The sequence below is a fragment of the Exiguobacterium sp. s191 genome, assembly GCF_018618955.1.
In the GTDB taxonomy this organism is placed as follows: domain Bacteria; phylum Bacillota; class Bacilli; order Exiguobacteriales; family Exiguobacteriaceae; genus Exiguobacterium_A; species Exiguobacterium_A abrahamii.
The window spans coordinates 581,412-605,954 of sequence record NZ_JACSNC010000001.1; the positions used below are offsets into that span (position 1 = coordinate 581,412).

The window sequence follows — 24,543 nt, forward strand, 5'->3', positions numbered from 1 at the left end:
ACTATTGTCTTAATACAATGGTGATAATCAAGGAGGGAAAGTCTAGTGCTTGAAGTGAAGGGGCTACAAAAGCGATACGGACGAAAAAAGCACGTCTTGCGTGACGTGACGTTCTCTGTCGGTCTAAACGAAGTGACATGTCTGATCGGCTTGAACGGGGAAGGGAAGTCAACGATTTTAAAAGCGATACTCGGTCTGATTCCGGTGGATGCCGGGACAGTGACGGTCGACGGCAAAACGTCGCGCGACCAGATCGCGTTCGTGCCTGATCTTCAGACGATGCCGAGCTACATGACGATCGGACAAGCGCTCGCGTATATGGCGGATCATTATCCAGATTGGAATCAAGAGACAGCGGAACGGTTGCTGCAGACGTTCCAGCTGTTTACGACGGATAAAATGGCGAACTTGTCAAAAGGGAACAAGGCGAAGTTCAATCTCGTCTTAGGATTCGCCCTCGATCGACCGTACATATTACTCGACGAACCGCTCGCAGGAATCGATCTCTTCATGAAAGAACAAATCGCTTGGATTTTCTCAAGTGAGTTCATGGAAGGACGGAGTATCCTGATGACGACTCACGAGATCGCCGAGGTCGAGCAGGTGATTGACCGAGTGTTGTTCTTACGGGACGGGAAAATCGTCGAAGTCAAAGAGACGGATGAGTTACGCGGCCGTCATCATCAATCGGTCCAGGACCGGATGCGGGAGGTATATCAAGGATGAAACGCTGGTTGTTATTAACGAATGAAGAGCTGAAACGAAGTACGAAATTACTGGTGTTGTTGATTTCAGGATTGATTGTCGCAGAAATCGCGTCACTGCTCTATCAGATTTACGATTATCAAAGCACGATCGAGAAAACGATGCGGATTGAGCAAATATCAGAAATGGACGCAATTGCACAAGCAGGTGGTGCGTTGACATTTGCACAAGCGATTGATTTTTACGATTCAATCATTGTATTAGCAATGGGAATGATCGTCTTGTTCGCGTTCTGGATATGGTATCGCGACTGGGTGGGCGAGACGAAATACATCTACAGACTACTATTGTTACCGGGATCACGTCGGGCGATTGTTGCATCGAAAATGACGGCACTTTTACTTGTCGTTACGAGTTTGATCGGCATTCAGTGGGTGTTGTTGTTACTTAGTCGCAATCTTTACTTATGGCTGTTGCCAGATGCTCAACAGGTCACAGCCAGCATCAACGAATACTCCTTCTACATGAAGTTGTTCTATACGATGTACCCAACTGACATTTTATTCATCTTACTGATGACATTCATCGTCATCTCGTTCGTTTTCATGACAGTTTTACTTGAACGATCGTTTCGAAGAGGAAAAGCGTTCTTGATCGTCGGATTACACGGGATTGCGCTGATTGGTGGTTATATCATTTTAGGCTTAGCATTGTCAGCTATTTCAAGCAACCTGAGTCAACTGCATATGCAATTTTATTTCGGATACGTCGTACTATTAACGTTATATGTGTCATACAAAAATCTGATGCTAGTCCAGACGCGACTATCCGTTTAAGGAGGAGACTTCATGAAGCGATATCGACAACTCCTGATCTATGGATTGATCATTTTCATAACAATCGGAAGCTACATCGGCTATACACTGTCAATCAAAAGCGCAGACTTTTCCCTCGAGACCATCAGTGGGAAATCTTCGCAAGTAGAAAATTTTAATTTACGTTTACAGACGAAAGGAATGCGTTCGACGATTTATGATGCCAATGCAAATGGAGACATCGAAAAACAGTCAAACTCTTACGTCGGACAACTATTCCGTAAGGATAGAGTGACGGATTTACCAGACAAATATTATGAGTTCACGACGAAAATGGAAACAAATGTCAGTGAGGATGGGCAATCGGAATATGCGATTCAGATTAAACACAATAAACTGCAATTTAAGATGTTTACGTTCAAGACAGAGGAAATGTTCGAGAAGACATTTCAGTATGATACGAAATTTGAGACGGGGATGGATTTACAAGCAAGTGTCGTCGATAAACAGGCGATGAAGGTCTATGTTCAACTTGATCGTGTCGATCAGCCCATGGAAACGAAACTCCTTGTGCTTGATTTAGCAGGCGATCGGGTCGAAGAAATCATTCTTCAAAAACCTATAGCACCTAAACACTCTCGTCAATTCTTAGCAATTTATCGAAATGAAATCGTCTACACGGAACAAAAGTCCGACAGCGAAGATGAAAACGTTAAGCAGTCCTATTTCCTCGATGACGGAAAAAGCGTTCAGTCCATCAAGGAGTTGAATCAGCAACAAATCGGGTTTACCCCCTATGCGAACGGTCGTTATTTAATCGGATTCCGTCTGCCGGAAGGGGAGACGAAACGAATCGAATGGTCGATGTTCGACTTGGAAACGAAACGATTATCCGAGCATAGCGTAAGCAGTCCGCTTGTTTTGAAAAAGATCGATTGGTTGGATTCGACGGACGAGATGCAGCTCTATCTCTCATCAGAGACGAACGCAGGATTCCAAGTGTCTGTGATCGATCTGAAGAATGAACAACTGATGTATCAAGGTGAAATCAAAGATGCGAATCATAAAAAAGGAACGCATATCTATGATTTTGCGATTCAATGATCTACGAATGAAAAAACGCTTCGGACCGGAAAAAGTTATCCGGTCCGAAGCGTTCTTTTTTTCGTTTTGACTAGGAATCAATGCGTCCTAAGGCGAAAGCATCAAGACGTGAAGTTTTTCTCTGCCGCTTTACAGGCACGCAATAAGGCATCCTTGAAGAAACGATCTTCCTGCGAAGCGAGTTGTTGTGTTGCTTCCTCGTCCCCGCGCAGGGAGCGGGCGAGCATCTGGATGACTTTGACCCAGCGCCGGACGTGATCGAGTTGCGGGCGACCCATCGCGACGTATACCGTGAACCAATCGTTCTGATCGCGACGGATCATCCGTTGGAACAGTGATTTTGCGAGATCGACTTCTTCGGTCGTCGGGAGCTCGTTCGTCTCGAAATAGCGACGTAACGCGGCGACGGCAGTCGCATACGCTGCCTTGACGTCTTCCGACGGCTGATGTTTGCCGTAGTCGGATGTCGATAGATGAAGTAAGGCAGGTTTTTTCTCGACACCCGTGATCCAGGCGGAGATCGTCTTATTGCCCTTATAAGCTTGACGATTCGCGACCGGGAGCTTCGCCGTGACGTTTCCGACTTTCCCGATCAAGGTCACTTTGTTGTTGCGATCCTGGATTTCGGTCACTTTCATCTCGACCGTATCCCCCATTTCATGAGGAATGGCTTTCGGCTGGAGCTTTTCTCCTGCCGAGAGCGGCGAACGCTTGCGGATCATCCGCAGTGCTTCTTGTTCAATCCGGTCGTCAAGCGACCACAGATGTTCCGGTGGGACGTTGCGGAACCGGCGACGTCGGACCTTGATGTACTGGTCAAGCGCGTCAGCAGCTTGCTCCCGCGTCGATTCACCACGTGCGACGGGGCCGATGATGTCTCGGAGCGTAATGGATTCGAGACGTTCCATGATGCCTTCGAACGGGATGAGTTCCATTACGTAGAGACTACAGACGACGAGTTCGCATTCGCGAGGAGTGAGTGGGCGTTTGGCCATAAATTGACTTCCTTTCAGCTGGTTGATGTTTCTAGTATACCAAAAAAAAGCCATCGTCACGTAATCCCGTGACGATGGACTGAAAAAGCTTACAAGACGAATGCCGATTCCGAACTGTTTTGCAATTCGGCGGACGCGAGACGTGTGACACCGTTCATGAACGGGTCATGGGCGACGAACAAGTCACCGATTGCTTTGATCTCCGCCACGGTCGCATTCTCCTTCGCACCAGCGATGCGCAAGCGATACGGTTTTTTCGTCACCGTATCGAACGTCAGGACGATCGTATGTTCCATCAATGGTCACTCCTTTCATGAAATGTAGAGGATGGGTTATGCCTTCAGTAAAGCGTAGTCACGGCTGATTTCCGTCAGCGCGTAGCGTCCGTCGAGTAAGCTACCGATCGATTGCCCGATCGAAGCGACGACGTCTGCTGGAAGATTCGAACGTAAGCCGTTGTAGCGGCGGCGAGCGACGACGGCATCACCGTTCGCTGTCACCTTGTCCTTACGCTCGAAGACGATGACGAGACTCGTCTTGATCTCTTCTGCTTGTGTCATGTGTATCACCTCCTTCGCCCTTATTGACAGGGGAAGAGACCGGATTGTTCGAAAGGAATGAAAAAAACATGGTCTGGTTACGTTTTTTACGAAAAGTCTCGTTTCTACGGATGCGGACGCTCGGGTATGCGTCCTTAATTTTCGTCTTCGGTGTCGCGGGCATCATGTATGCGCTTGAGCCGGAGACGTTCGGGTCCTACTTCCGCGCCGTCTACTGGACGATGACGACCGTCGTCACGGTCGGATACGGTGACTTCTTCCCGAACTCGGATACCGGTCGGATTCTGACGATCTTCGTGTTCATCTTCGGGATCGGAATCGTCGGTGGATTGATCTCAAAACTGGTCGACGGTGTCCAGTTGATTCGTAATCAAAAGGAAAGAGGGTTGTTACAAGTGAAGGAAACAGGGCATACGGTCGTCTTCGGTTACAGTCGGCGTTCGAAGCACGTCATCGAGTCATTGCTCGAACATACGGATGTCGTCCTCGTCGACGACCTAGAGCGAGAGCCATTCAGTCACCCCCGGTTCCATTACGTCTGTGGTGATCCGGCGCTGACGTCGACGCTTGAGCGAGCACACATCGAAAAGGCGGTCCGCGCGATCGTCCTCGCGGATCATTCGATTCCGCCGGTCCACGCTGACGGAAGGACACTGTTAATCGCTTCAAGCATCGAACGGGCGAATCCGAACATCTATACGATCGTCGAGATGATGCTTGAAGAACACCTCGACAGCTTCGAACAGGTCAAGGTCGATGAAGTGTTACTTGGTGACGAGACGATTGCCCGGATGGCGATCCTCGCGTCCCACCATCCTGGCGTAACGAAAGTCGTGACGAACTTATTGACGAAGGATGGTGAGGGAATGTTCTCGATTTCGACACGACCGGAATGGGCGACATACCGCGATGCGTTTCATGCTTTGCTGGAAGAAGGGGTGACGATTTTATCTGACGGGAAGCGGCTTGATTTGAACCAACGTCTCGACGAAACGATTCCGAAAAATGGAACGCTGATTGTCTTATGTTCGGAGGAAACCGCCCAACGAATCGGAGCAATTTAGGTCGGGCATGATTCAACTAATCTTTTTTCGGGTATAGTAAACAAATTTACTAAACGGAGGAAAAGGATTATGACACAACCACAACCAGAATGGATTCAAGAATTATTCGAGACGGTCGATCAAGGCGAAATTAAAAATGCACCGAAATTACTCTATATGGCATTGACGCTTGAACCAAGTTATTTTACAAAAGCAGTTAGTCGTTTTAATCAACGATTGGAAGTCGAACCATTAACGGACGTTTCGGAACTACTGACGGTTTATCGTCAATTCTTCCTCTCAGCTAATCCGTCAGAGGAATATTGGTCACTTGCCTGGAACGAACTCATCCAGACCCTACAACATATGATCGATCGTCCAGAAGCGCAGCAATTACTTAAAGAACATGTTGATTTACTCGACTGGTGGTCAAGTGAATCGTTGCTGTCACTCCCGAGCTGGTTGACGATTTTAGATGTCGCAGAACGGATTGACGCCCTCGATCAATTTAGCAGTTATCTTCCAGATATCTTCGAGAGCTATGCGCTCGAGACAGCAAAGGATGAACCGTTCGCTCGTCTTGCCTGGTACGCACTCGCAAGCAATCAACAAGAGTTGCTTGCCCCGTACAGAGACCGGATTGAAGCCGGTTCATCGAAGGAAATTCAGTCTCTTCGTCAAGCGGATCTCGTCGATCAAATTGAAACGACACGGGTCGTTATGTTAAAGTCGAAAGATAACGAGCCGATTGAATTAACATTTGATCGAAAATGGACATTATAAATTATCGAAGAAAAAATGACACCTAGAAGCCGCACGAATCCAATCCAAGGGGTGTAGGGATGATTCACGTCAATTTACCGAGTGGTGACTATGTCGTGTTAGTAGAAATAAATCGTGAAGTGCTGCTGTGTCATTCGATTGAAGAAGCGGAACAAGCACAACGTGACCGGTACGAACTAGTCGGACGGATGAGCGAACGCTTGCCGGCAGAAGTGATCGGACCCTCGATTGCGGACTTCGTCCGCTTTTCGACCGGGTTCATCGGCGAAGAAGTAACGTGGCATGAAGATGAAGAAGCGTTCTTTTGCCAACAGTTCGAGACGTTCGACGGTTCCCCGTTAGGTGAAGATTTGACGGGTATCGATGCAACGCGTTGGCGTGCGGTCCTTGCACGCTATTATGCTTACGTGACGATCGGAAAGATCATTCCTTTTGAAGTCAGCGAAGAACCGGACGGTACGGTTCCGCTTTAGTCCAGACGATTCTTCGGTCGGCGCGTAAACAGAGAAGGGCAGGGTTCCCATGAAAAAGCAACTTGCACTACTCACGCTAGCGACAATCGTCGCCATGCCAACGTCTGCTTTCGCGCAGTCTCAATATGTACAATACGACCCAACCTTTACAGAACAACAAAAACAAGAATGGTTGGCGAATCAGGGGTTGACCGAGATTCGTGCTCTGAAACAAAAAGGATTCTCACTCGTCGAGCCCCTTGCGCACCTCGAAGAAAAGGATATCGACGCCGACTTGATTCCGATCACGGATGTCAAAAAAGCAACGGATTCTGCCCAGTTCCAGCAAACGTACCTCGATCAGTCACGGATTCCGGCTTACTGGAAGTACAGTCGCGGGAAATCGGACGTTCGCGTTGCGATCATCGATGACGCGATCGATACGAAACACCGCGAGTTCAAGGATGTCATCTATAAAACGACGACGATTTCCGGGATTCGCAAACCAGATGATCACGGGACACACGTCGCGGGGATTGTCGGGGCGCGTGAAGACGGTCAAGGGATCGTCGGTGTCGCTTCTGGTGTCAAACTGATTGGGGCGGATGTCTTTGACGGAGAATATGCCGGGTCGATCGATATCGGCGACGGTATTTTGTATGCCATCGAGCAGGGTGCAGATGTCATCAATCTGTCGCTCGGACAATATGAATACGATCCATATATGGAGTCCGCGATCAAAAAAGCAGAAGCGAAAAACATCCTCGTCGTCGGTGCAGCCGGAAACGACGGGAAGGGGAAAGTTCTTTTCCCAGGCTCGATGAGTCAAGTCGTTGCCGTCGGATCGGTCGGGACGCTCGGTCGTGCCTCGACGTTCTCGAACTACGGCAAAGGACTCAACATCATGGCGCCGGGTGAAGGGGTTTACTCGACGATCGTCGGGAATAAATACGGCTACTTGGACGGAACGTCGATGGCGACACCAGTCGTCAGCGGTGTACTGGCACTCGCGAAATCGAAGAATCCGTTCGTCTCGAACACGACGATGCGCAGTAAGTTATATGCGGCAGCGACGAAAAAATCAGGCGATACGAAGTCGCATTACGGAACGGGTCGCTTGAACGCCGGAATCTTGGCGACGTTACCGGCACCGATCTCGAAGATCTCGTTGCCGTCAACGGTCAAGCCGAATCAGCTGTTTTCATTCTATTTCGATGAGTACGCGAGTGCGAAGACGACGACACGTCTCTATAAGGACGGGAAGGTCGTCAAAACGTTCACGCAATCGAATTTAAGAAATGGAACCCATAAGTTTACGTATAAGTTGAAAGAGAAGGGGTCTTACAAGCTCGTCTTTACGACGACAGGCGGACGCCATACGCGGACCGTCGAACGACTCCTGACAGTGAAATAAAAAAAGCGCCTCCCACTTAGTGAGAAACGCTGTACGAGACCCGGAGATTACTTCGGGTCTTTTCCTTTTTTATAGACGGGCGTCGGAGGCGTTAATGCCTCTCCAGTCCACGTGATCATCGCTTCCATCTTGTATCCTGTGTCATCCTCATGGACGAACGACAGGCGACTGGAATCGATCAATTGGTATAAACCATAAGCGACCTGGTCGGCCCAAGAGCGTAACGTCATCGCATTATCATACAACGGGATTTGCTCAGGGAACCGTTCGTTCATAAGCAAGATATCGTGTTGATCGAAATGATAGCTACGTTTTGAGAGTGCATCGGGCGCCTTGACGTTGAACGGCTCGAACGCGTGGATGAGCTCTCCTTGACGATAGAAGGCGAAGATGCCGTTTCGCAGATGAAGTGCCTTGATCTCATCGATCTCGATCAGGAATGTCAACTTGCGAACCGTTCGCCGGTTCGTACCAGAGCGTCGTTTTTTCATGCTGCATGCCCCCTTCTGAACTCTTGTACTATACCGTGAAATGAGGCAGAGACGCAACTTTTTCGATTATAAAACGAGAATTGCCTCTTGCAGGAAAGCGGCATCTACGCTACACTCATAAGCAGTGACTATGTTGGTTCGGACAATCGCGGGGCATTTCGGTGCTTTGAGGAAAGTCCATGCTCGCACAGCCTGCGATGGCTGTAGTGATCGTGCTACACAAAAAGATAAGTGTAGGCAGCGTCAAGCTGACGGCAGAAGGAACGCCTAAGTCTTCGGATATGGCCGAAACTTCTTGAAGGTGCCACAGTGACGGAGCTTCATGGGAAACCATGAAGGTGGAACGAGGTAAACCCCACGAGCGAGAAACCCAAATTTGGTAGGGGAATTTCCGGAGCGGAACTGAACGCGAAGGAGAGCGTATGCAAATACGGAGATAGATGATTGTCGCCTGCGTGTGAGGGTCAAACCGTTTGGAACACTAAGGAACAGAACATGGCTTACAGGACCACATAGGCTGTTATTTTTAAGTTGAACGAGAGTCCAGGTCCACCCTGGGCTCTTTTTTTATTGCAATGAAACGATACAGTGGAAGAAACGATAAAGGAGTGAACGCGATATGGCAAAACGCTTAGTCATCGCGACAGCGGCGATGGGAATCGAAGCGCTCGTCGCAAAAGAAGTCCGTGCGTTAGGATATGAATGTACGGTCGAGGACGGAAAGGTCTACATCGATTGTGAGATGGAGGACATTCCCCGTTTGAACATGTGGCTCCGGACAGCGGACCGCATCAAACTCGTCGTTGCCGAGTTCCGCGCGACGACATTCGAAAAATTGTTCGATCAAGTCAAGGCACTGCCATGGCACGAATTGATGCCGTGGGATGCGAATTTCATCGTCAACGGTCGTTCGGTCAAGTCGAAGCTTTTCTCGATTCGTGACTGCCAGAAGATCACCGAGAAAGCGATCGTCTCGCACATGCAAGAACAGTACAACAAAGGAACGGAATGGTTACCGAAGACAGGCGCGAGCTATCCGATCGAAGTTGCTTTGTTAAAAGACATCGCGACATTAACGATCGATACGTCTGGCGACGCGTTACACAAACGTGGCTACCGTGAGTTCCACTCGGCCGCTCCACTCAAAGAGACGATGGCAGCAGCGATGCTGATGCTGACGAACTGGAAGCCGGATATGCCGCTCTACGACGTCTTCACCGGTTCAGGTACGCTTGCGATCGAAGCAGCGATGATCGGGCGTAATATCGCACCAGGGATCAACCGCGAGTTCGTCTCACAGGAATGGAAATGCATTCCGAAGAAGGCGTGGTTCGACGCAATCAACGAAGCGAACGAAAAAGCAGAGTGGGACAAACCACTGAAGATCTACGCAAGCGATGTCGATCCAGAGATGGTCAAGCTCGCGAAAACAAACGCAGAACTCGCAGACGTCCGCGATGCGATCAACGTCATGCAGCGTGACGCAGCAGACTTTAAACCGAAGGAAGATTTCGGTGTCATCATCGGAAACCCACCGTATGGGGAGCGTCTCGAGGACGCACGTGAAGTTCATCAGCTCTACCGCAAGATTGGAACGGCGTACAAAGAATTCCCATACTACAGCGTCTATATGATCACGTCGTATGTTGAGTTCGAAAAAGCGTACGGTCGCCCAGCGACGAAGCGCCGAAAGCTGTACAACGGGAACATCGAAGTTCAGTTCTATCAGTACTATGGTTTGCGCCGGAAACGTCCGCAGGCTTAAGCCATTTCTAGCACTTACAGAAATCCCATTGCACACTTGATGTGAAAAACGGGAATTTCCTCACGAACCGCTCTGTTGAGCGGTTTTTTTGCGTTTCAAAAGCTGTTCGAATTGCGTCGCCGTATCGTATTGCAAAGTGTGCAATACGTGAGCGTACGTATCCAAATGGCGCGACGAGAATTAATCGTCGAAGCCTTCAACGACGTCCGGCTCCAATCAGCAAGAAGGCGCTGGGCGTGAATCGCTTTGACGCGATCAACCTTCAACTTCGTGAACCATTCCGGAATCTGTTTGACGATTGATTGATACGAATGATAAGTCGTCTTGGCTTTCGTCGGGCGGATGTGGTCTTCAAGCCATACCTCGAACAGTTGCGCCATCGTCCGTACCTGTACGACATTCCCAATCGTCCCGTCTCGTCGATAGGTCATCTTCTCCGCGATCCAAAACTCGACCTCTTGCTTTCGTTTGCTAGAAAAATAGGCTTGAATCCGTTTGACGTGTTCGTCTGTCCCGAGTGAGAGACGAAAACCACCAGAGTCCTGTCTTTTCATTCTTCTTGATTGTTGCCATGTTGATTCCTCCTCTTGCGTACATATGTTCTGTTTCATGTCAGTAAGAAAAGGCACCTGAGTGCCTTCAGTGTACACCTTTTTATGAGCCTTGTTCATCAGCGTTTTGCTTGAAGAATGTTGTATAAGACGAAACATCAGGATGCATCAACTGCTCCATCGCGTTGAAGTTTTGCTTGATCGCGTTGACGAGTTTATTCGCATCTGAATAATCTTGTTTATCGATCGTGTAAAACTGTTGTTGGATTTCCGCATACAGGCGATTCAACTCTGTTTGGTTCGCCGCGAGTTGTTGTGTCGTCGCCTTCACATCAGCTGGGGTACTTATTTGCTGCAATGTAGTGATTTCTTTTCCGATTGGGTCTAGCATCGATTTCAGTTCAAACAGGGCGGAGGAGACGGGCGCTTGAACCTTCCCGTCCGAAACTTGGACCAAGTCGTTGAGTTCACTGATCTTGAAAGACGTCATGTCGAAACCTTGTGTGATCAGATAGATGCTATTCACGATAGTCGATGCGTCGTATGTCGCTTCCGGTTGAGGATCCGGTGCAGACTCCTCTGTGACAGGTTCAGCGACGATCGGTTCTTCTTTTTCGACCGACTCCGGTTTTTCTACGACATCATTCGTCGCGTCCGGGTGCATGTCGTAACGGGACTCGTCCATGTTTTCGAAGTTGATTGGTGCATTAATCTTGCCACTTAAGCTTTCTTTTAGGCTTCTGAAGATACCGAGGTGAATCCAGTACCCGTCCGCCTTCTGGAAATAACGCTCACGATCGACTAGCACCATGTCCGAGAAGTTATCGAGATTCATTTGATCAAGCGTCTTTCGTGTGTAGTACGACTTCAGGACCGGTTCGAGTTCTTCATTCCCGTTGTCATCCGTCATAACCGTCGACCGTTCGAAAGCAAATAAATCAAAGTTCTTGTTTTTATAGAGGTCCTCTATCAAACGAATCGAATCCAGTGCGTAACTTTCGACCATCGTGTTATCGCTCCAAAAGGCAGAGTCTTTGTACTGGACGATCAACGTTTTGCCTTTCACCTTCGCACCAGTGATGCCCTCGCTATATTTCTTCAGTTCGCTACTAATCGTCTCTGGTGTCGCGTGTTCGAGATCTGCTGTGACTTCCGGTTTCTTCTTCTCTTTCATGTCTTCTGCCTTTACTTCTTTCTTCACTTCCGTCGGTTTGTCATTCTGCGCGCTGTAGATGCTACCGAACATGCCGACGATGAGTACACTGAATATAGCGAACAGCGTACCTTTTCCTCCCATTCCAGATGGTTTCCGGTTCGAACGCCTTCTTTCTTCCAATGTATACCCTCCTTTATCAGTTCTTTTAATACCTATATTGTCATTTATGTTTTTAATTTCCATATTAATTCTAACTCAAAATGGTTTATTATACGACATGGATTTAAGCGATGGGATAACTATCTTCGCATCGAACAACCGTATATTTAACGTATAAAAATATTGAAATGCAGTTACTGCATTAATTTCCAATTGTTATAGTTTCTGTCGCAAAAGGTCTTATGCTTAAGTTACATTTGGTATTCGCGTGACCGGTGTTGCACAATCATTACATAGTTTTTAAGAACCTCTCTAGATTAAATAGGACAATGACAATATAAAAAATACCTTTTAAATGACATAATTAAAAAGTACAAGTTTTGAAGGGGTATTTAAGTCGCGCAAATAACATTTTTGAGTAGGATGATATGAACAGTAAGCAAAAGATAAACATTGATGATGTACCTATACTTATTAAAGGAGATAAGCATGACAAAAATCTGGATTGAGGAATATGCAGTGACGGGTGATTTAGGTCGTCTGTTCGGTCACTTTTTAGATATGGACGAGTCAATTAAAACGGCATATTTAATTAGCCCGTCAGAAGGAGACGAATTTGTCTCACCAACGAAGAAAATTTTGTTCGAGTTTTTAGAGCATCGAAATAACTTTCCACTGTATCTGTATTTTTCGGATGAATATGTATTAAGAGAACGACATCAGCAGTTCTTTCAGCAACATGATGTTGACTATACCATTCAAACGGTTTATCCAAGTCGCAAACATCATTTAAATCCGCTTGTCTATTTTACAGTCGAGTTAAAGGACAAGGAAGCGCTCAGACGCATCGTTCGCAAAACGTACTGGTTGGGAGAAGAGAATGTTTTCTATATAATTTCGAATTACGATAATTTAAAATTTACGTTTGAGGAAAGGCAACATTGGGGTTTCCAGCAATATCTACCGATTGCTTCATTTGATCGAACTCCTCCATCAGTGCTTATTAAGCCTGGTCATGACGGATGTGGTTTTTTCATATGTTCAAACGATCGATCGGTGAATTCGTTAGAAAACGTCATTCGGAGTATGCCAGAAGAAATCATCACGTATCAAGTCAATGATGAACTATATGAAGCTGAGAATGAAGAGTAAATTCACTCTTCAGCTATCGGAGGTGCTGCATGAAACCAGCCATCAAACAGATCAATCCATCGTCTAAACGCCCGGGTGTATCACTAATCGATCTAAAGCGTGCAGAAAAAATCCTCGGTGTAAAATTCCCGACGGATTACATTTCACTCATGCAGGAATCAAATGGTGCAGCCTTTCATGACTGGCAACTCTATTCGATACCTACTGAATCGAGTCATTCTGAAGTCGAAGATATCATCCACCATCACATAAATCGTCCAGATGGTTTACCGGAGGATATGATCTGCTTTGGTGAACATTTAGATGGGAGACGGTTGTGCTACCGGATTCGACGTCGTTTTTTACAAGAGCTAGTCTTCACGTGGCATCCTAAAAAGGGACTTGAAAAATACTGTGCCTCTTCACTCAACGAATGGGTAGAATCCGAAATGTTGCGTGACCGGGCTAATAAAAAGATTACCCTGGGTACTTTTAGTGTTAGTAGTCATCGACTGCTCGTGACGGATTCGAATGAAAAAGATGTAGCATCGATTGTCTTGGAGCAAGTGAAGTCTGGCGCATGGACGGCTTCCGTCACGTATGATTCAGATGGAACGGTTCGTTTACTTAAAGTATACGAAGGTGTCGATCAGCCGACGGGCAGATGGACGCGCTCGCATGAGATTGCGATTGATTCGGGATTTGTACTGATTGGTGATGATGTTGCGTTTCGTGAGGAGGAACTAGCCGAGGAACTCTTTTTCGGTCAACAGGACGTCCATTTGTTTCGAGCGGGTATCATGACCGATTCTGGATATGGAGACGGCATCTATCATCTGAAAGTAAAGAAAAATCGAGATAAACAAATCATCGGAGTACGAATCAATTTCATGGAGTAGCAATCGAAAGACCGGTAAGGAATGCTCCTTCGACCGGTCTTTTTGAGGTATGTAGTTATTTGATATTGTCGATGGCGTTGCCATCTTGATCGACTTGAGTAGAAAGTCCTGTCCAGCCTCGACCTTTTGTCTCTAGCCAGCTGGTGAATTCGACGAGAAATTCCTCGTGTGGTACATGACCACCATCTTTTTTGACGACGACGTACCCGTCAAGCTTTACATATGACTCCTTCAGTGATTCCATGCGTAATCTCCTCCTAAGTAGCGGATGCGAAAGTAAGAGTATAGCGCTCGAAACATGCATTTACAAATGATATCCATTTATCTTTCTAGTTCAACAAATGGTCCGCTCGACATAAAACCGTCACCTTCACACTATCAGCGACAGAAAAGCCATTCAAACGCGTGCCATCATTCATGCGAAGCGGTGTTGTTTGGATGATGTCCTGGAAGAAAAATAGGTCACTTCGTAAACGACGCAGTAACTGGCGAACATGATCGTATGTTATCGCTTGACCACTCAATTCCGTCAATCGCTCGGCTAGCGCAGGATATGTTGACGTCGGGCTTGGCATGCGACCAGACTTGACGGGCCGAGGAAATGGAGTGGCATTTTTAGAAGCCGGTCTTGCGTTCATAATGGACCGGTATGCACCTAAACAAATTGAATTAGCTGTCGCGACATTCAACGAGCGGGCGATTCGCTTGTATACGAAAAGTGGCTTCCTTCCAGTAGAACGGTTCCAACAGGCGACGAACGGTGGAAGCTATGAATTTTTGAAGATGCGTTTACAACCTATCCACTCGACGGAACCTTTTCCAAAATCTATAAGTAGATAACAGAAAAGGAGATGATGTCATGGCACGCTGTACGAATTGTCAGTATAAGTTCAGCACAAAAGAACTACTCGCTGTCAGTGTTGCAATACATGGGAAAAACAAACCATGTCCGAACTGTGGCGTGAAACAATACATGTCGCGGAAGTCGCAATTTTATCTTTCACTCGGGAATATCAGTCTAGTGTTCGTCCTGTTCTTGCCATTTCTAATCCGGTTGAGCGACCGGGAAGAATCGATGAGGTAAGATGTCGGTTACTTTTATTTTCATGAAACTTTTTCCTGAATCCACCAGTAGATAAGGAAGAAGGAGATGGTCAGATGGTACGTTGTACGAATTGCCAGTATACGTTCAAAATGAAAGAAGTGCTTGCTGTCGGATTTGCGAAACATGGGAAAGCATGTCCGAACTGCGGCGTGAAGCAATACATTTCAAAAGACTCGCAACATTACTTATCACTCGGATACGTCAGTCTCTTGTTCGTCTTGATCCTACCGTTCGTCATCAAACTGAGCGACAAAGAAGAGACGATCTGGTAAAGCATTACGCGCATGCCTGAAAACGACAGGGTGCGCGTTTTGTCTTATACTCGGGGCAAAGGAGCTGGGAAACATGCAAACCGTATACGATGCAACCGTACAAAATGCAGCGGGCGAGACTGTTTCATTAGGTGACTATGCGGGGCGTGTCCTCGTGATCGTCAACACGGCAAGCAAGTGTGGGCTCGTCAAACAACTTGGCGAACTACAGGCATTGTACGATAAATATGACGAGCAAGGAGTCACGGTGCTTGGCTTTCCGTGCGATCAATTCAATCAGCAGGAATTCGCGAGTCAGGAAGAGACGATGCAGTTCTGTCAGCTGAACTATGGTGTGACGTTTCCGATGTTTCAGAAGATAAATGTCAATGGACCAAATGAACATCCGCTTTATACATTCCTAAAACGCGAACGGTCGGGTCTACTGTCGTCAAAGATCAAATGGAACTATACGAAGTTTTTAATCGATCGCCAAGGACGTGTCGTACAGCGGTTCAGTCCGGTCGATTCCGTCCAGTCGGTTGAAAAAACCTTATCTTTGTATCTATAATCCAAGTAACCGTCCGGCGCGAGTCGTTGGGCGGGACGAACGAATACCCTACCTTTGGCAAGGTAGGGCTTTTTTTATGTCATTCAACAATGAACGAATCAAAGGAATGCTTGACAATCGCATCGCTGCGCTTATGTCCGAGATCGGTCAGAACCGGTGGACGGGGAGACAAGACATGAAAACCCTGCTCGAACGCACGGAGCCAGTAATGAACCCAGTCTTTTGTAGGATCGAGATTCATCATTTCACGTGCGAACGTCAGCAGCTTTGAATCGGTCAGCGTCAGAAGTGGAATCGAGTTGATCTCGACATCTTCTTTTAGTTCATAGAGGTCCGGTGAACGAAGCAGAATCGCATCCGCCTCGAAGGTCAATCGGAAGTAATTACAGCTATAGTCACCGACGATGATCATCGTCTCCTCCGTATGCCCACGAAAATGAAAGATCAATCGGTTACCATTTGCGACATCGATCAAGAACTGATCGAGTCCGATGTGATAATCCTCGCGAAATTGTAGTTTTTCAAGCGTGATTTCTTGCATGATTTAGCCTCCAGTCCGAGTTTGTCGTTCTTCTGTCAAAACGGTTTGCCGCGCTGCTAGGCGGGACGAACCGATCAATAAGGCGATTCCGAGTAATAATAACGAGATTCCGAACCAAGCCGTACCACTTAATTCTTCACCAAGGACGAACACACCAAGCAAGGCGGCAGTCAGCGGCTCACCGAGCGAGAGCGTGACGGCAGTCGACGATGTTACGTTCGATAGTCCTTTCGCGAATAACCAGTAAGCGATTCCGGTCGCAACGACGCCAAGATGGAGGCTGATTCCAGCACCACGTGACGTGAACAACCAGGAGAGGTCGAATAAAAACAGCAGAGGCGATAACAGCAAGGCGCTTGTCGTGAAAATGACGGCAACGACTGACAGCGGCGCGTGTGTCTTGACGAGGTCTCGACTGACGAACGTGTACCCGGCAAACGATAGTCCGGCACCGAGTGCAAGGATGATCCCGATTGGATCAATCGCAACCGTTCCTTGATTGTTCAAAAGCAACAGACAGCCAGTGATCGATAGTCCGGTCGATGCCCACCACAGCAGCGCTGGACGTTTCTTTAGGAACAGCCACTCGATACACCCGGAAAAGATTGGTGCGCTACCGATTGCGACGACAGTACCGACGGCGACACCGGTCATCAAAACAGCTGAGAAGAACAGCGGTTGGTAAGCCGCCATGCTGACGGCAGCGAGTAAAATCGTTCGCAACGGCCAGTCGCGTAACGTCAGCGTTCCTTTGAAGAGAACGAGACAGAGTAAGAACAGTCCACCGACAGCCAGACGAACGGCACCAATTGCAATCGGATGTGCATCTTCCGGCGCAAAGGCTTGTGAGGTCCCCGTCGTGCCCCAAAAGATCGCAGCAAGTAATATGAGCAACATCGATGATGATTTAGACATGGGTCACCTCTTCGAGTGCAATTTTTTAAAATGATATTAGAACGAGAATACCACAGAACGAGTAGGAAGGAATACACCAAATAATTGAAAAAATGGTATGGTATATAGGGTGAATTCGTATCATTCACGAATACGAAGATGAAAAGGATGGGACCCATGAAAGAAATGAACCAAATCGAAGCGGTACTTGACGTCTTATCACAAAAAATCAATCACGGGTCGACCTTCATTCAGCGACGATACGATACTGGAGTCGCTCAATTCAATTTGAATGACCCGGTGACGGAACAGGCGATTCAGTCATTTGAACAGCAGTTCAACTTAACGTTACCAAGCGAATACAAGACATTCCTTCGTTTACATGACGGAGCGGAATTGTTTATGATTCAAGGTCTCGGCATCGAACTCTATCCACTTGAAAAAGTCATTGAAATGACAATCCAAGCTAAAGAGTACGATCTGATCCATGAAGACTACGATCATTTCTTGATGATTGGCGAAATGAACGAAGGATACGTCTTGATCCATACGGAAGATGCGAAGACAGATGAGACACCCTATATGCACTGGATGTTTCATGAGTTGTCGACAGAGGAGACTGATCCGATTGGACAGAACTTCGGCACGTTCCTTGAATATGCGATCATTTCGCAAGGGGATATGTTCTGGGAGTTCAAGGACTTCTCGATTGCAACAAATACTTATTATGTAGAGAATCACAATTCTGAAGAGGAAGTGAGCAAACCACGACCGATTCGCTTCGTCGACTCGGTTCGCGTTGAAATCGAGTATCCGATTGCGAAGAGGGATGCGTATTTCTCGGTTAAGATTTTCGAAGGGAAACAAGAACAAGAACGCCTTGGTTCAAGCTACGACTCGGATTCGCGCTTTGAAAAAGTGATGCAATCGGTTCGAGAATATCTAATGGCAGAGCGATTCCAGTATTCGTCAATCATGGTCTTTCAAACGGAACATTGGTTTTGGCAGAACGAGGACGAGACAGGTGATCCGTTGATTCGTAACTATAATCCGCAACGTCAAGGACTGCGCTTCGATGGATATCGTGCCTTTGTTGAGGAACCACCACGCCCACTTCCAGGGTGGGAATGATACAATCAATGTTCGGATTCGATGATTTTCACCATCGAAACTCAAAATAAAGTTTTATCTTGTATCCACTCATCTTTCAAAAAAGAATTGACAATGAACTGGATGAATCTGTATGCTAATCAAAATTACATAGTCAAGGCGATGACGAGAAGAGTAGGAAGAAATTGACGGTGCCAAGCGAGTCCGAGATGGTGAGAGCGGATGACCGGGTTTCTCTCTGAAAAAAGCCTCCGAGCTTCGTACGGATTCCGATATGGATGATGCTACGATGGGTTCTCCCATTATCGAGAGCATGTATGATTGTACATGTGAAGGTTCGTCTGGTGACAGGCGGACGAACAAAGGTGGTACCACGGGAAGCTGATTCTCGTCCTTTAGGCAACTAACGGGCGAAAATCAGCTTTTTGTCTACTACTGGAGGAATCATCATGCATTGGGCAGAACACACTGCAAGAACCATTATCGAGCGTCAGCCAGATAAAGAGACATACGTCTGTGCTGCCGGGATCAGTCCGTCGGGTCCCGTTCATATCGGCAATTTCCGGGAAGTCGTCACGACGTACTTCGTTGCGCGTGCGCTGCAAGACCTCGGTAAAGACGTCCGCTTCCTGTTTTCGTGGGACGATTACGATCGTTTTCGGAAAGTACCAGCGGATGTCGATCAAGCATTTACTCGATACATCGGGATGCCTTATAACGCCGTTCCGGCACCGGATCGATCCGACATGAGTTACGCGACGTACTTTGAACAGCAATTCGAAACGATGCTGACAGCATTCGAGATCACTCCAGACTACCGTTATCAACACGAAGCCTATACGTCTGGCACTTATGCTGAACAAATCATCCACGCGTTTCGCCATCGTCACGCGATTTATGACATCTTGATCGACCATAAGACAGCGGCAGGATCCGATGATGAGCGAGCAGCGTTTTACCCGGCGACCGTCTATTGTGCTGCTTGTGGAACCGACGCGACTACCATCGATTCGTTCGATGAAGCTGAAGCCACGTACCATTACAGCTGTCGATGTGGTCATATGGCAACGGTCGATATGCGGACGGAACATCGGATGAAATTGAACTGGAAAGTCGACTGGGCGATGCGCTGGGCACATGAAGGCGTCGATTTCGAGCCAGGTGGAAAGGATCATTCAGCAGCAAACGGAAGTTACACGGTTTCGTCCCGGATTGCGCAAGAAATTTTCCAACAGCCGGCACCGCTCTATCTCCCGTATGAATTCATTCGTCTAAAAGGGGAGTCGAAAAAAATGTCGAGTTCAAGCGGTGGTGTCTTGACTCCGCAAGATCTACTCGCCGTCTATCCACCGAGCATTCTTCTGTTCTTATTTGCGAAACATCGTCCGAATCACGCCTTTCATATCGGGCTAGATGAAGATGTGTTACGCAATTACAGTGAGTTCGAGCGTTTTGTCGCACACTCATCGCGTCAATCCGAAGACATTCAGCAAAGTCTGCGTTGGAGTCATCGTGGAACTGCTCATCTTGTTTCGTTTACGCAGTTGACGATGATTGGTCCGATGGTTGGTTTTGACCCTGATTTGATTGAAAATGTGTTTTGCGCGAGCGTTCCGCCTGAACAGATTGACCGTGCTCGTACTTTTGTTACGCAATGGTGTCCGGAGCGGGAACTTCAAATCAGTACTGTTCCGAATTATGAACTACATGCGCAACTGACGGGAACGGAACAGGACTGGATCCAACAATTCGTCGTTGCTCTCCGAACGGATGAAGACGTCCTTTCTGCCTTCTACCGTTTGACACGGCAAGCTGAAAAAAAGGAAACACTTCGCCTGCAGAAACACTATGCGACGCTACTCTATCAACTGACGATCAATCAATCCTACGGACCACGCATCCCGTTACTTGTCGCGACGATTGGACGGGAGCGAATGTCTGCGTTACTGGACTTTGTGAATGAGGAAATTACAACAAGCAGGAAATCAAGGGACCAAGCCTGAAATGAAGGACAAAACCTTATTTTTATATATAGAAATTTAATTTCAAAATTAAATAAATAATATTGAATTAAAATTTCTTAATTGTATAATAAAGGGAGGGAAGAGAAAGGGTGAAGCAGATGTTAGATCAATTAGCAACGGAACGTCGGAATGAACAGACGATGCAACTCGATGAGATGACAGTCGAAGATGTCTTACGGGTGATGAACGCTGAGGATCAAACGGTCGCGACGGTCATTCGGGAACAAATTCCTGTCATCGCGGAAGTCGTCAAACACGTCATTGCATCATTCAAAAACGGAGGACGCTTGATTTACATCGGTGCTGGTACGAGCGGACGACTCGGGATTCTTGACGCGGCAGAATGTGTGCCGACGTTCGGGGTCTCACCAGACATGGTCGTCGGTTTGATTGCTGGTGGCGAACGCGCGTTAATCAAAGCGGTCGAGGGAGCAGAGGATAGTCGGACGCTTGCCGTCGACGATTTGAAAGCGCTCCAGCTAGAAGCACGTGATACGGTCATCGGGATCGCAGCAAGCGGTCGGACGCCGTATGTCATCGGCGGGCTTGATTACGCGAAGGAAGTCGGAGCGGTGACGGCAGCGATTTCTTGCAACACGGATGCGGTCATCAGTGGGCACGCACGCTATGCGATTGAAGTCGAAACAGGTCCGGAAGTCTTGACGGGGTCAACAAGACTAAAGGCTGGAACGGCACAAAAGCTTGTCTTGAACATGGTTTCGACAGCGGCGATGATCGGTGTCGGCAAGGTCTATCAAAACCTGATGGTCGACGTCCAGTCAACGAACGAAAAACTGGAGATTCGGGCGAAGCGGATGATCCGTGAGGCGACAGGAGTCGATGCCGTAACGGCGGAGCGTGTCTTCCATGAAGCACACGGGCACGTCAAGACGGCGATCGTCATGATTCTCGCAAATGTTCCGCATGCGGAAGCCGTCGAACGATTACAGCAAGCGAACGGATTTGTCCGAGACGCACTCTAAGGGGGAAACACGATGAAGAAGGAAGAAGTGCTGGCACACGCGATTCTCGAGCACGTCGGTGGAAAAGATAATCTCCGGCAGCTTGCGCACTGTATGACGCGGGTTCGTTTATCGTTAAAGGATCCGACGCAAGCAGATATCGATGCGTTAAAGCGGATTGATGGGGTCATGGGGGTCATCGATGACGAGACGTTACAAATCGTCGTCGGTCCGGGAACGGTCAATCGGGTAGCAGACCACTTAAGTCGCGAAACAGGACTCGCGATCGGGGAAGAGTCCGTTGATCCGAACTTGACGCCAGAAGAACGAGCCGCCGTAGAACGGCAAAAAGTAAAAGCAAAACAACAGTCTCCGTTCAAACGCTTCTTGCGCCGAATCGGGAACATCTTCATTCCGCTCATTCCGGGTCTTGTTGCTTCCGGTATCATCAACGGCGGTGCGAACTTCGCGAAGAATGCGGGTGTCGATGAAACACAGACATGGATGCAGATTTTACTACTGATCGGTGGGACGGTCTTTGCATATCTCGCAATCCTTGTCGGATGGAATACGGCGAAGGAGTTCGGCGGAACACCGGTGCTCGGGGCGATTGCTGGTGGGATTCTATTCAACCCCGTGCTTGCGGACATCACGATTTACGGGGAACCGCTCGTTCCAGGCAGGGGCGGCTTGTTTGGTGTCATCTTCGCTGCGTGGTTGATGACCTATCTTGAGAAACACATCCGTCGCTTCATGCTCGCATCGATTGATATCATCTTCACGCCATTGTTGACGGTGCTGATCGTCGGATTCGCCTCGCTCTATGCGATCATGCCGGTTGCTGGACTGTTGTCTGACGGTATCATGAAAGCAATCAATGCCGTACTTGAGGTCGGTGGACCACTCGCCGGGGCAGTACTGGCCGGCTTCTTCCTACCACTCGTCATGGTTGGTCTTCATCATGGACTGACACCGATCCATCTCGAGTTCTTGAACACGATTGGCAACACGCCACTCTTACCGATTCTTGCAATGGCAGGAGCGGGTCAAGTCGGGGCGGCAATGGCGATTTTCGTCAAGACGCGCAATCCGCGCCTGCGTAACATCATTAAAGGTGCGATTCCGGTCGGTTTCCTTGGAATCGGTGAACCATTGTTATACGGTGTTACGTTGCCGCTCGGTCGTCCGTTCGTAACGGCATGTCTCGGCGCAGCAGTCGGTGGTGCCTTCCAAGCAACGATGAAGACGACGGCGCTTGGAGTGGGCGTATCCGGTTTATCATTGACACCGTTGATCGACAACGGAATGTACTTTACGTACATCGGTGGTCTCGTCATCTCGTACGCGGCAGGATTCCTGTTCACGTATTGGTTCGGTTTCAAAGAAGAGATGGCAGACGGTATTTAAAGTATTGAAAAGCAGTTGAATCCTTCGAAAAAGAAGGATTCAGCTGCTTTTTCCCTAAGTAGAGAAGTGAAGGAGTGAGTCGATGAAAGGATTATCAATCTATTTAAGTGAACCGATCACAGACGAGACGAGCGAGTGGCTACAGCAGATGCGCGCTGTTGGCTTTACGTCGCTCTTTACATCGCTACATATTCCCGAGGACGATTCTTCACTGTACGTCGAACGCTTGCAAGCGCTCGGTCGTTTAGCACGTGAGCTTGGATTCGAATTCGTAGCGGACATCGCACCGGCGTCACTCGCGACGCTCAGCAAGACATGGGAGACGGCAGCGACGTTAACGGACTGGGGTGTAACCGGACTCCGTCTTGATTACGGCATCAGTCCGCAGCAAATCGCGACGTTATCCAATCAGATGATGGTCGCACTGAACGCCAGTACGTTAACAGCAGATGAATTGACGGAGATGAAGGCACACGGGCTGCGAATCGATCGAACGGAAGCGTGGCATAATTTTTATCCGCGACCGGAAACGGGACTCGACAGGACATGGTTCGACGAAAAGAATGCCTGGTTGCAGGCGCAAGGATTACGAGTTCAAGCGTTCATACCGGGTGACGGGACACTTCGTGGACCGTTGTTTGAGACGTTACCGACACTTGAAGAACACCGGCATGCGGCACCGTTCGCCAGTTACATCGATTTAAAAGCGACCGTTGACCGAATTCTTGTTGGGGATCCACGATTGACGGAGGCGACGATTCGGCAATTCGAAGCAGAGCAAGACGGAATCATCGTACTGCGGGCACTCGCGAACGGGCAGCAAGCACAACGGGAGACGGAAACGAATCGGTTTGATCCGGCGCGGGATGTTATTCGATCCGTCGAGTCGCGGATGAAGCCGTCGACGATCGATCTAACACCGCAAGATCCGTCTGCCCGTCCGCTTGGAACGATCACGATCGATAATGAAAAATACGGACGATACGCGGGCGAGGTTCAAATCACGAAACGTAATTTGTCGGCAGATGAGCGAGTCAACGTCATCGGACGCGTGATTGAGGCTGATCAACCATTGATCGCACGGCTTGGTCCAGGAAGTAAGTTCCGGATCGAATGGGTGACGCCATGAAGCAGCTCGTTGCGGAACGACTCGCCTATCTGTACCGAGGGGAGCTGTTCACGGTCGTCACTATTTTACCGCTGAGTTGGTTTGGTAATCGTGTCTTTCCACGACTGCAGTTATTTGAACTCAGTGCCTTTTGGATGTCACTGTTTTTGTTTGAGCTGTTGTTGATTCAAGGAGCTTGGTATTGGTACAGCAAGTCAAGGCGTCTGAAGAAGGAAGGAACGTCAGCCACCCCGGTACCCGTCGTCCGACGATTACGTCACTGTCGTGTCATCAATCTGGCTTTGATCGTCCTGACAGCGTGTGCGTTCGGAATCGATTGGATGCGTCTCCGATCTGAGCTTCCCGTCTCCGGAACACAACTTGCCTTGTTATTATATGTATTCGCAATTCTTGAATATATCAATTATTTCCATATCCAACTTATGTACGATAACCGGTCAGATGTGCAATACTTAATACGGAACAGACGTTTGAAACGATCAGCATTGAATAAGGATATGCAACGACTTCGTCAAGTAGTCTAAGG

Annotated in this window: 30 protein-coding genes and 1 other RNA gene; 21 read left to right on the top strand and 10 right to left on the bottom strand. The window is 48.1% G+C overall.

The window, feature by feature from the left end; translation table 11 throughout:
- The first annotated feature begins 45 nt into the window (after positions 1–45).
- Genes KNQ09_RS02955 through KNQ09_RS02965 form a run of 3 tightly spaced genes read left to right on the top strand, consistent with a single transcriptional unit; the run spans position 46 to position 2,624 of the window.
- A complete protein-coding gene (locus KNQ09_RS02955) occupies positions 46–726 on the top strand; it encodes an ABC transporter ATP-binding protein (protein ID WP_058712861.1) in 681 nt (226 codons plus the stop codon).
- Complete coding sequence (locus KNQ09_RS02960; RefSeq protein ID WP_214857308.1) at positions 723–1,541, top strand: hypothetical protein; 819 nt, start codon at positions 723–725, stop codon at positions 1,539–1,541. Before KNQ09_RS02955 ends, KNQ09_RS02960 begins: the two co-directional genes overlap by 4 nt.
- A gap of 12 nt (positions 1,542–1,553) precedes the next feature.
- Entirely contained in the window at positions 1,554–2,624 is a 1,071-nt protein-coding gene (locus KNQ09_RS02965) for a hypothetical protein (RefSeq protein WP_214857310.1), read from the top strand.
- Positions 2,625–2,725: 101 nt separating this feature from the next.
- On the opposite strand, the gene KNQ09_RS02970 is transcribed toward KNQ09_RS02965, so the two are convergent.
- The 3 genes from KNQ09_RS02970 to KNQ09_RS02980 all read right to left on the bottom strand — a co-directional run bounded on the left by KNQ09_RS02970 (position 2,726) and on the right by KNQ09_RS02980 (position 4,179).
- On the bottom strand, positions 2,726–3,619 hold the full coding sequence (locus KNQ09_RS02970) for a hypothetical protein (RefSeq protein ID WP_023467917.1): 894 nt from the start codon (positions 3,617–3,619) through the stop codon (positions 2,726–2,728).
- Between the two features lie 89 nt (positions 3,620–3,708).
- Positions 3,709–3,915 carry a DUF2922 family protein gene (locus KNQ09_RS02975; protein ID WP_029341392.1) on the bottom strand — a complete coding sequence of 69 codons (207 nt, stop codon included), beginning with the start codon at positions 3,913–3,915 and terminating at the stop codon, positions 3,709–3,711.
- A 36-nt stretch (positions 3,916–3,951) separates the two neighbouring features.
- On the bottom strand, positions 3,952–4,179 hold the full coding sequence (locus KNQ09_RS02980) for a DUF1659 domain-containing protein (RefSeq protein ID WP_023467919.1): 228 nt from the start codon (positions 4,177–4,179) through the stop codon (positions 3,952–3,954).
- Between the two features lie 68 nt (positions 4,180–4,247).
- On the opposite strand from KNQ09_RS02980, the gene KNQ09_RS02985 reads away from it, so the two are divergent.
- The 4 genes from KNQ09_RS02985 to KNQ09_RS03000 all read left to right on the top strand — a co-directional run bounded on the left by KNQ09_RS02985 (position 4,248) and on the right by KNQ09_RS03000 (position 7,871).
- A complete protein-coding gene (locus KNQ09_RS02985) occupies positions 4,248–5,243 on the top strand; it encodes a potassium channel family protein (protein WP_251138081.1) in 996 nt (331 codons plus the stop codon).
- Positions 5,244–5,312: 69 nt separating this feature from the next.
- Complete coding sequence (locus KNQ09_RS02990) at positions 5,313–6,005, top strand: hypothetical protein (protein ID WP_029341394.1); 693 nt, start codon at positions 5,313–5,315, stop codon at positions 6,003–6,005.
- Positions 6,006–6,064: 59 nt separating this feature from the next.
- Positions 6,065–6,478, top strand: coding sequence for a hypothetical protein (locus KNQ09_RS02995; RefSeq protein ID WP_050677067.1), 414 nt, complete (start codon positions 6,065–6,067; stop codon positions 6,476–6,478).
- 49 nt (positions 6,479–6,527) lie between these two features.
- Entirely contained in the window at positions 6,528–7,871 is a 1,344-nt protein-coding gene (locus KNQ09_RS03000) for a S8 family peptidase (RefSeq protein ID WP_214857314.1), read from the top strand.
- 47 nt (positions 7,872–7,918) lie between these two features.
- Here the strand turns inward: KNQ09_RS03000 and KNQ09_RS03005 are convergent, their stop codons facing one another.
- Positions 7,919–8,362 (bottom strand): hypothetical protein, encoded by a 444-nt coding sequence (locus tag KNQ09_RS03005; protein WP_041255063.1) that lies wholly within the window; start codon positions 8,360–8,362, stop codon positions 7,919–7,921.
- Positions 8,363–8,496: 134 nt separating this feature from the next.
- Here KNQ09_RS03005 and rnpB point away from each other — a divergent pair.
- Positions 8,497–8,870: RNase P RNA component class B (rnpB, locus tag KNQ09_RS03010), an RNA gene on the top strand.
- A 111-nt stretch (positions 8,871–8,981) separates the two neighbouring features.
- Complete coding sequence (locus tag KNQ09_RS03015) at positions 8,982–10,127, top strand: THUMP domain-containing class I SAM-dependent RNA methyltransferase (protein ID WP_029341397.1); 1,146 nt, start codon at positions 8,982–8,984, stop codon at positions 10,125–10,127.
- A gap of 95 nt (positions 10,128–10,222) precedes the next feature.
- On the opposite strand, the gene KNQ09_RS03020 is transcribed toward KNQ09_RS03015, so the two are convergent.
- Both KNQ09_RS03020 and KNQ09_RS03025 read right to left on the bottom strand, forming a co-directional pair.
- The gene (locus KNQ09_RS03020) at positions 10,223–10,738 is read right to left on the bottom strand and encodes a tyrosine-type recombinase/integrase (RefSeq protein WP_214857315.1); all 516 of its coding nucleotides are present in this window, start codon (positions 10,736–10,738) and stop codon (positions 10,223–10,225) included.
- Positions 10,739–10,781: 43 nt separating this feature from the next.
- On the bottom strand, positions 10,782–12,014 hold the full coding sequence (locus KNQ09_RS03025; RefSeq protein ID WP_214857316.1) for a hypothetical protein: 1,233 nt from the start codon (positions 12,012–12,014) through the stop codon (positions 10,782–10,784).
- A 468-nt stretch (positions 12,015–12,482) separates the two neighbouring features.
- On the opposite strand from KNQ09_RS03025, the gene KNQ09_RS03030 reads away from it, so the two are divergent.
- Together KNQ09_RS03030 and KNQ09_RS03035 are read left to right on the top strand one after the other, a co-directional pair.
- Positions 12,483–13,145: a hypothetical protein gene (locus tag KNQ09_RS03030; RefSeq protein ID WP_214857317.1), complete on the top strand. Its 663-nt coding sequence runs from the start codon at positions 12,483–12,485 to the stop codon at positions 13,143–13,145.
- 29 nt (positions 13,146–13,174) lie between these two features.
- Positions 13,175–14,023, top strand: a complete 849-nt coding sequence (locus tag KNQ09_RS03035) for an SMI1/KNR4 family protein (protein WP_214857318.1) — start codon at positions 13,175–13,177, stop codon at positions 14,021–14,023.
- 55 nt (positions 14,024–14,078) lie between these two features.
- On the opposite strand, the gene KNQ09_RS03040 is transcribed toward KNQ09_RS03035, so the two are convergent.
- Complete coding sequence (locus KNQ09_RS03040) at positions 14,079–14,267, bottom strand: hypothetical protein (protein WP_029341400.1); 189 nt, start codon at positions 14,265–14,267, stop codon at positions 14,079–14,081.
- Positions 14,268–14,352: 85 nt separating this feature from the next.
- On the bottom strand, positions 14,353–14,598 hold the full coding sequence (locus tag KNQ09_RS03045; RefSeq protein WP_214857319.1) for a hypothetical protein: 246 nt from the start codon (positions 14,596–14,598) through the stop codon (positions 14,353–14,355).
- Here KNQ09_RS03045 and KNQ09_RS03050 point away from each other — a divergent pair.
- The 4 genes from KNQ09_RS03050 (at position 14,597) to KNQ09_RS03065 (ending at position 15,950) form a co-directional block, all read left to right on the top strand.
- Positions 14,597–14,863, top strand: coding sequence for an N-acetyltransferase (locus tag KNQ09_RS03050; protein ID WP_214857320.1), 267 nt, complete (start codon positions 14,597–14,599; stop codon positions 14,861–14,863). The two genes, KNQ09_RS03045 and KNQ09_RS03050, sit on opposite strands and share 2 nt — an antisense overlap.
- 19 nt (positions 14,864–14,882) lie before the next feature.
- Positions 14,883–15,107 carry a hypothetical protein gene (locus tag KNQ09_RS03055; protein ID WP_214857323.1) on the top strand — a complete coding sequence of 75 codons (225 nt, stop codon included), beginning with the start codon at positions 14,883–14,885 and terminating at the stop codon, positions 15,105–15,107.
- 74 nt (positions 15,108–15,181) lie between these two features.
- On the top strand, positions 15,182–15,400 hold the full coding sequence (locus tag KNQ09_RS03060) for a hypothetical protein (protein ID WP_214857325.1): 219 nt from the start codon (positions 15,182–15,184) through the stop codon (positions 15,398–15,400).
- A 73-nt stretch (positions 15,401–15,473) separates the two neighbouring features.
- The gene (locus KNQ09_RS03065; RefSeq protein WP_064300093.1) at positions 15,474–15,950 is read left to right on the top strand and encodes a glutathione peroxidase; all 477 of its coding nucleotides are present in this window, start codon (positions 15,474–15,476) and stop codon (positions 15,948–15,950) included.
- A 79-nt stretch (positions 15,951–16,029) separates the two neighbouring features.
- On the opposite strand, the gene KNQ09_RS03070 is transcribed toward KNQ09_RS03065, so the two are convergent.
- Together KNQ09_RS03070 and KNQ09_RS03075 are read right to left on the bottom strand one after the other, a co-directional pair.
- Entirely contained in the window at positions 16,030–16,491 is a 462-nt protein-coding gene (locus KNQ09_RS03070) for a hypothetical protein (RefSeq protein WP_214857327.1), read from the bottom strand.
- A 3-nt stretch (positions 16,492–16,494) separates the two neighbouring features.
- Complete coding sequence (locus KNQ09_RS03075; RefSeq protein WP_214857329.1) at positions 16,495–17,406, bottom strand: EamA family transporter; 912 nt, start codon at positions 17,404–17,406, stop codon at positions 16,495–16,497.
- A 156-nt stretch (positions 17,407–17,562) separates the two neighbouring features.
- Between KNQ09_RS03075 and KNQ09_RS03080 the strand changes: the two genes are divergently transcribed.
- The 6 genes from KNQ09_RS03080 to KNQ09_RS03105 all read left to right on the top strand — a co-directional run bounded on the left by KNQ09_RS03080 (position 17,563) and on the right by KNQ09_RS03105 (position 24,541).
- Positions 17,563–18,516: an SMI1/KNR4 family protein gene (locus tag KNQ09_RS03080; protein WP_251138082.1), complete on the top strand. Its 954-nt coding sequence runs from the start codon at positions 17,563–17,565 to the stop codon at positions 18,514–18,516.
- 428 nt (positions 18,517–18,944) lie between these two features.
- A complete protein-coding gene (gene lysS / locus KNQ09_RS03085; RefSeq protein WP_214857331.1) occupies positions 18,945–20,498 on the top strand; it encodes a lysine--tRNA ligase in 1,554 nt (517 codons plus the stop codon).
- Positions 20,499–20,617: 119 nt separating this feature from the next.
- On the top strand, positions 20,618–21,502 hold the full coding sequence (gene murQ / locus KNQ09_RS03090) for an N-acetylmuramic acid 6-phosphate etherase (protein WP_214858546.1): 885 nt from the start codon (positions 20,618–20,620) through the stop codon (positions 21,500–21,502).
- Between the two features lie 12 nt (positions 21,503–21,514).
- Positions 21,515–22,888 (top strand): PTS transporter subunit EIIC, encoded by a 1,374-nt coding sequence (locus KNQ09_RS03095; protein WP_214857333.1) that lies wholly within the window; start codon positions 21,515–21,517, stop codon positions 22,886–22,888.
- An 82-nt stretch (positions 22,889–22,970) separates the two neighbouring features.
- A complete protein-coding gene (locus KNQ09_RS03100; protein WP_214857334.1) occupies positions 22,971–24,017 on the top strand; it encodes a DUF871 domain-containing protein in 1,047 nt (348 codons plus the stop codon).
- Entirely contained in the window at positions 24,014–24,541 is a 528-nt protein-coding gene (locus KNQ09_RS03105; RefSeq protein ID WP_214857335.1) for a general stress protein, read from the top strand. Before KNQ09_RS03100 ends, KNQ09_RS03105 begins: the two co-directional genes overlap by 4 nt.
- The last annotated feature ends 2 nt before the right edge of the window (positions 24,542–24,543 follow it).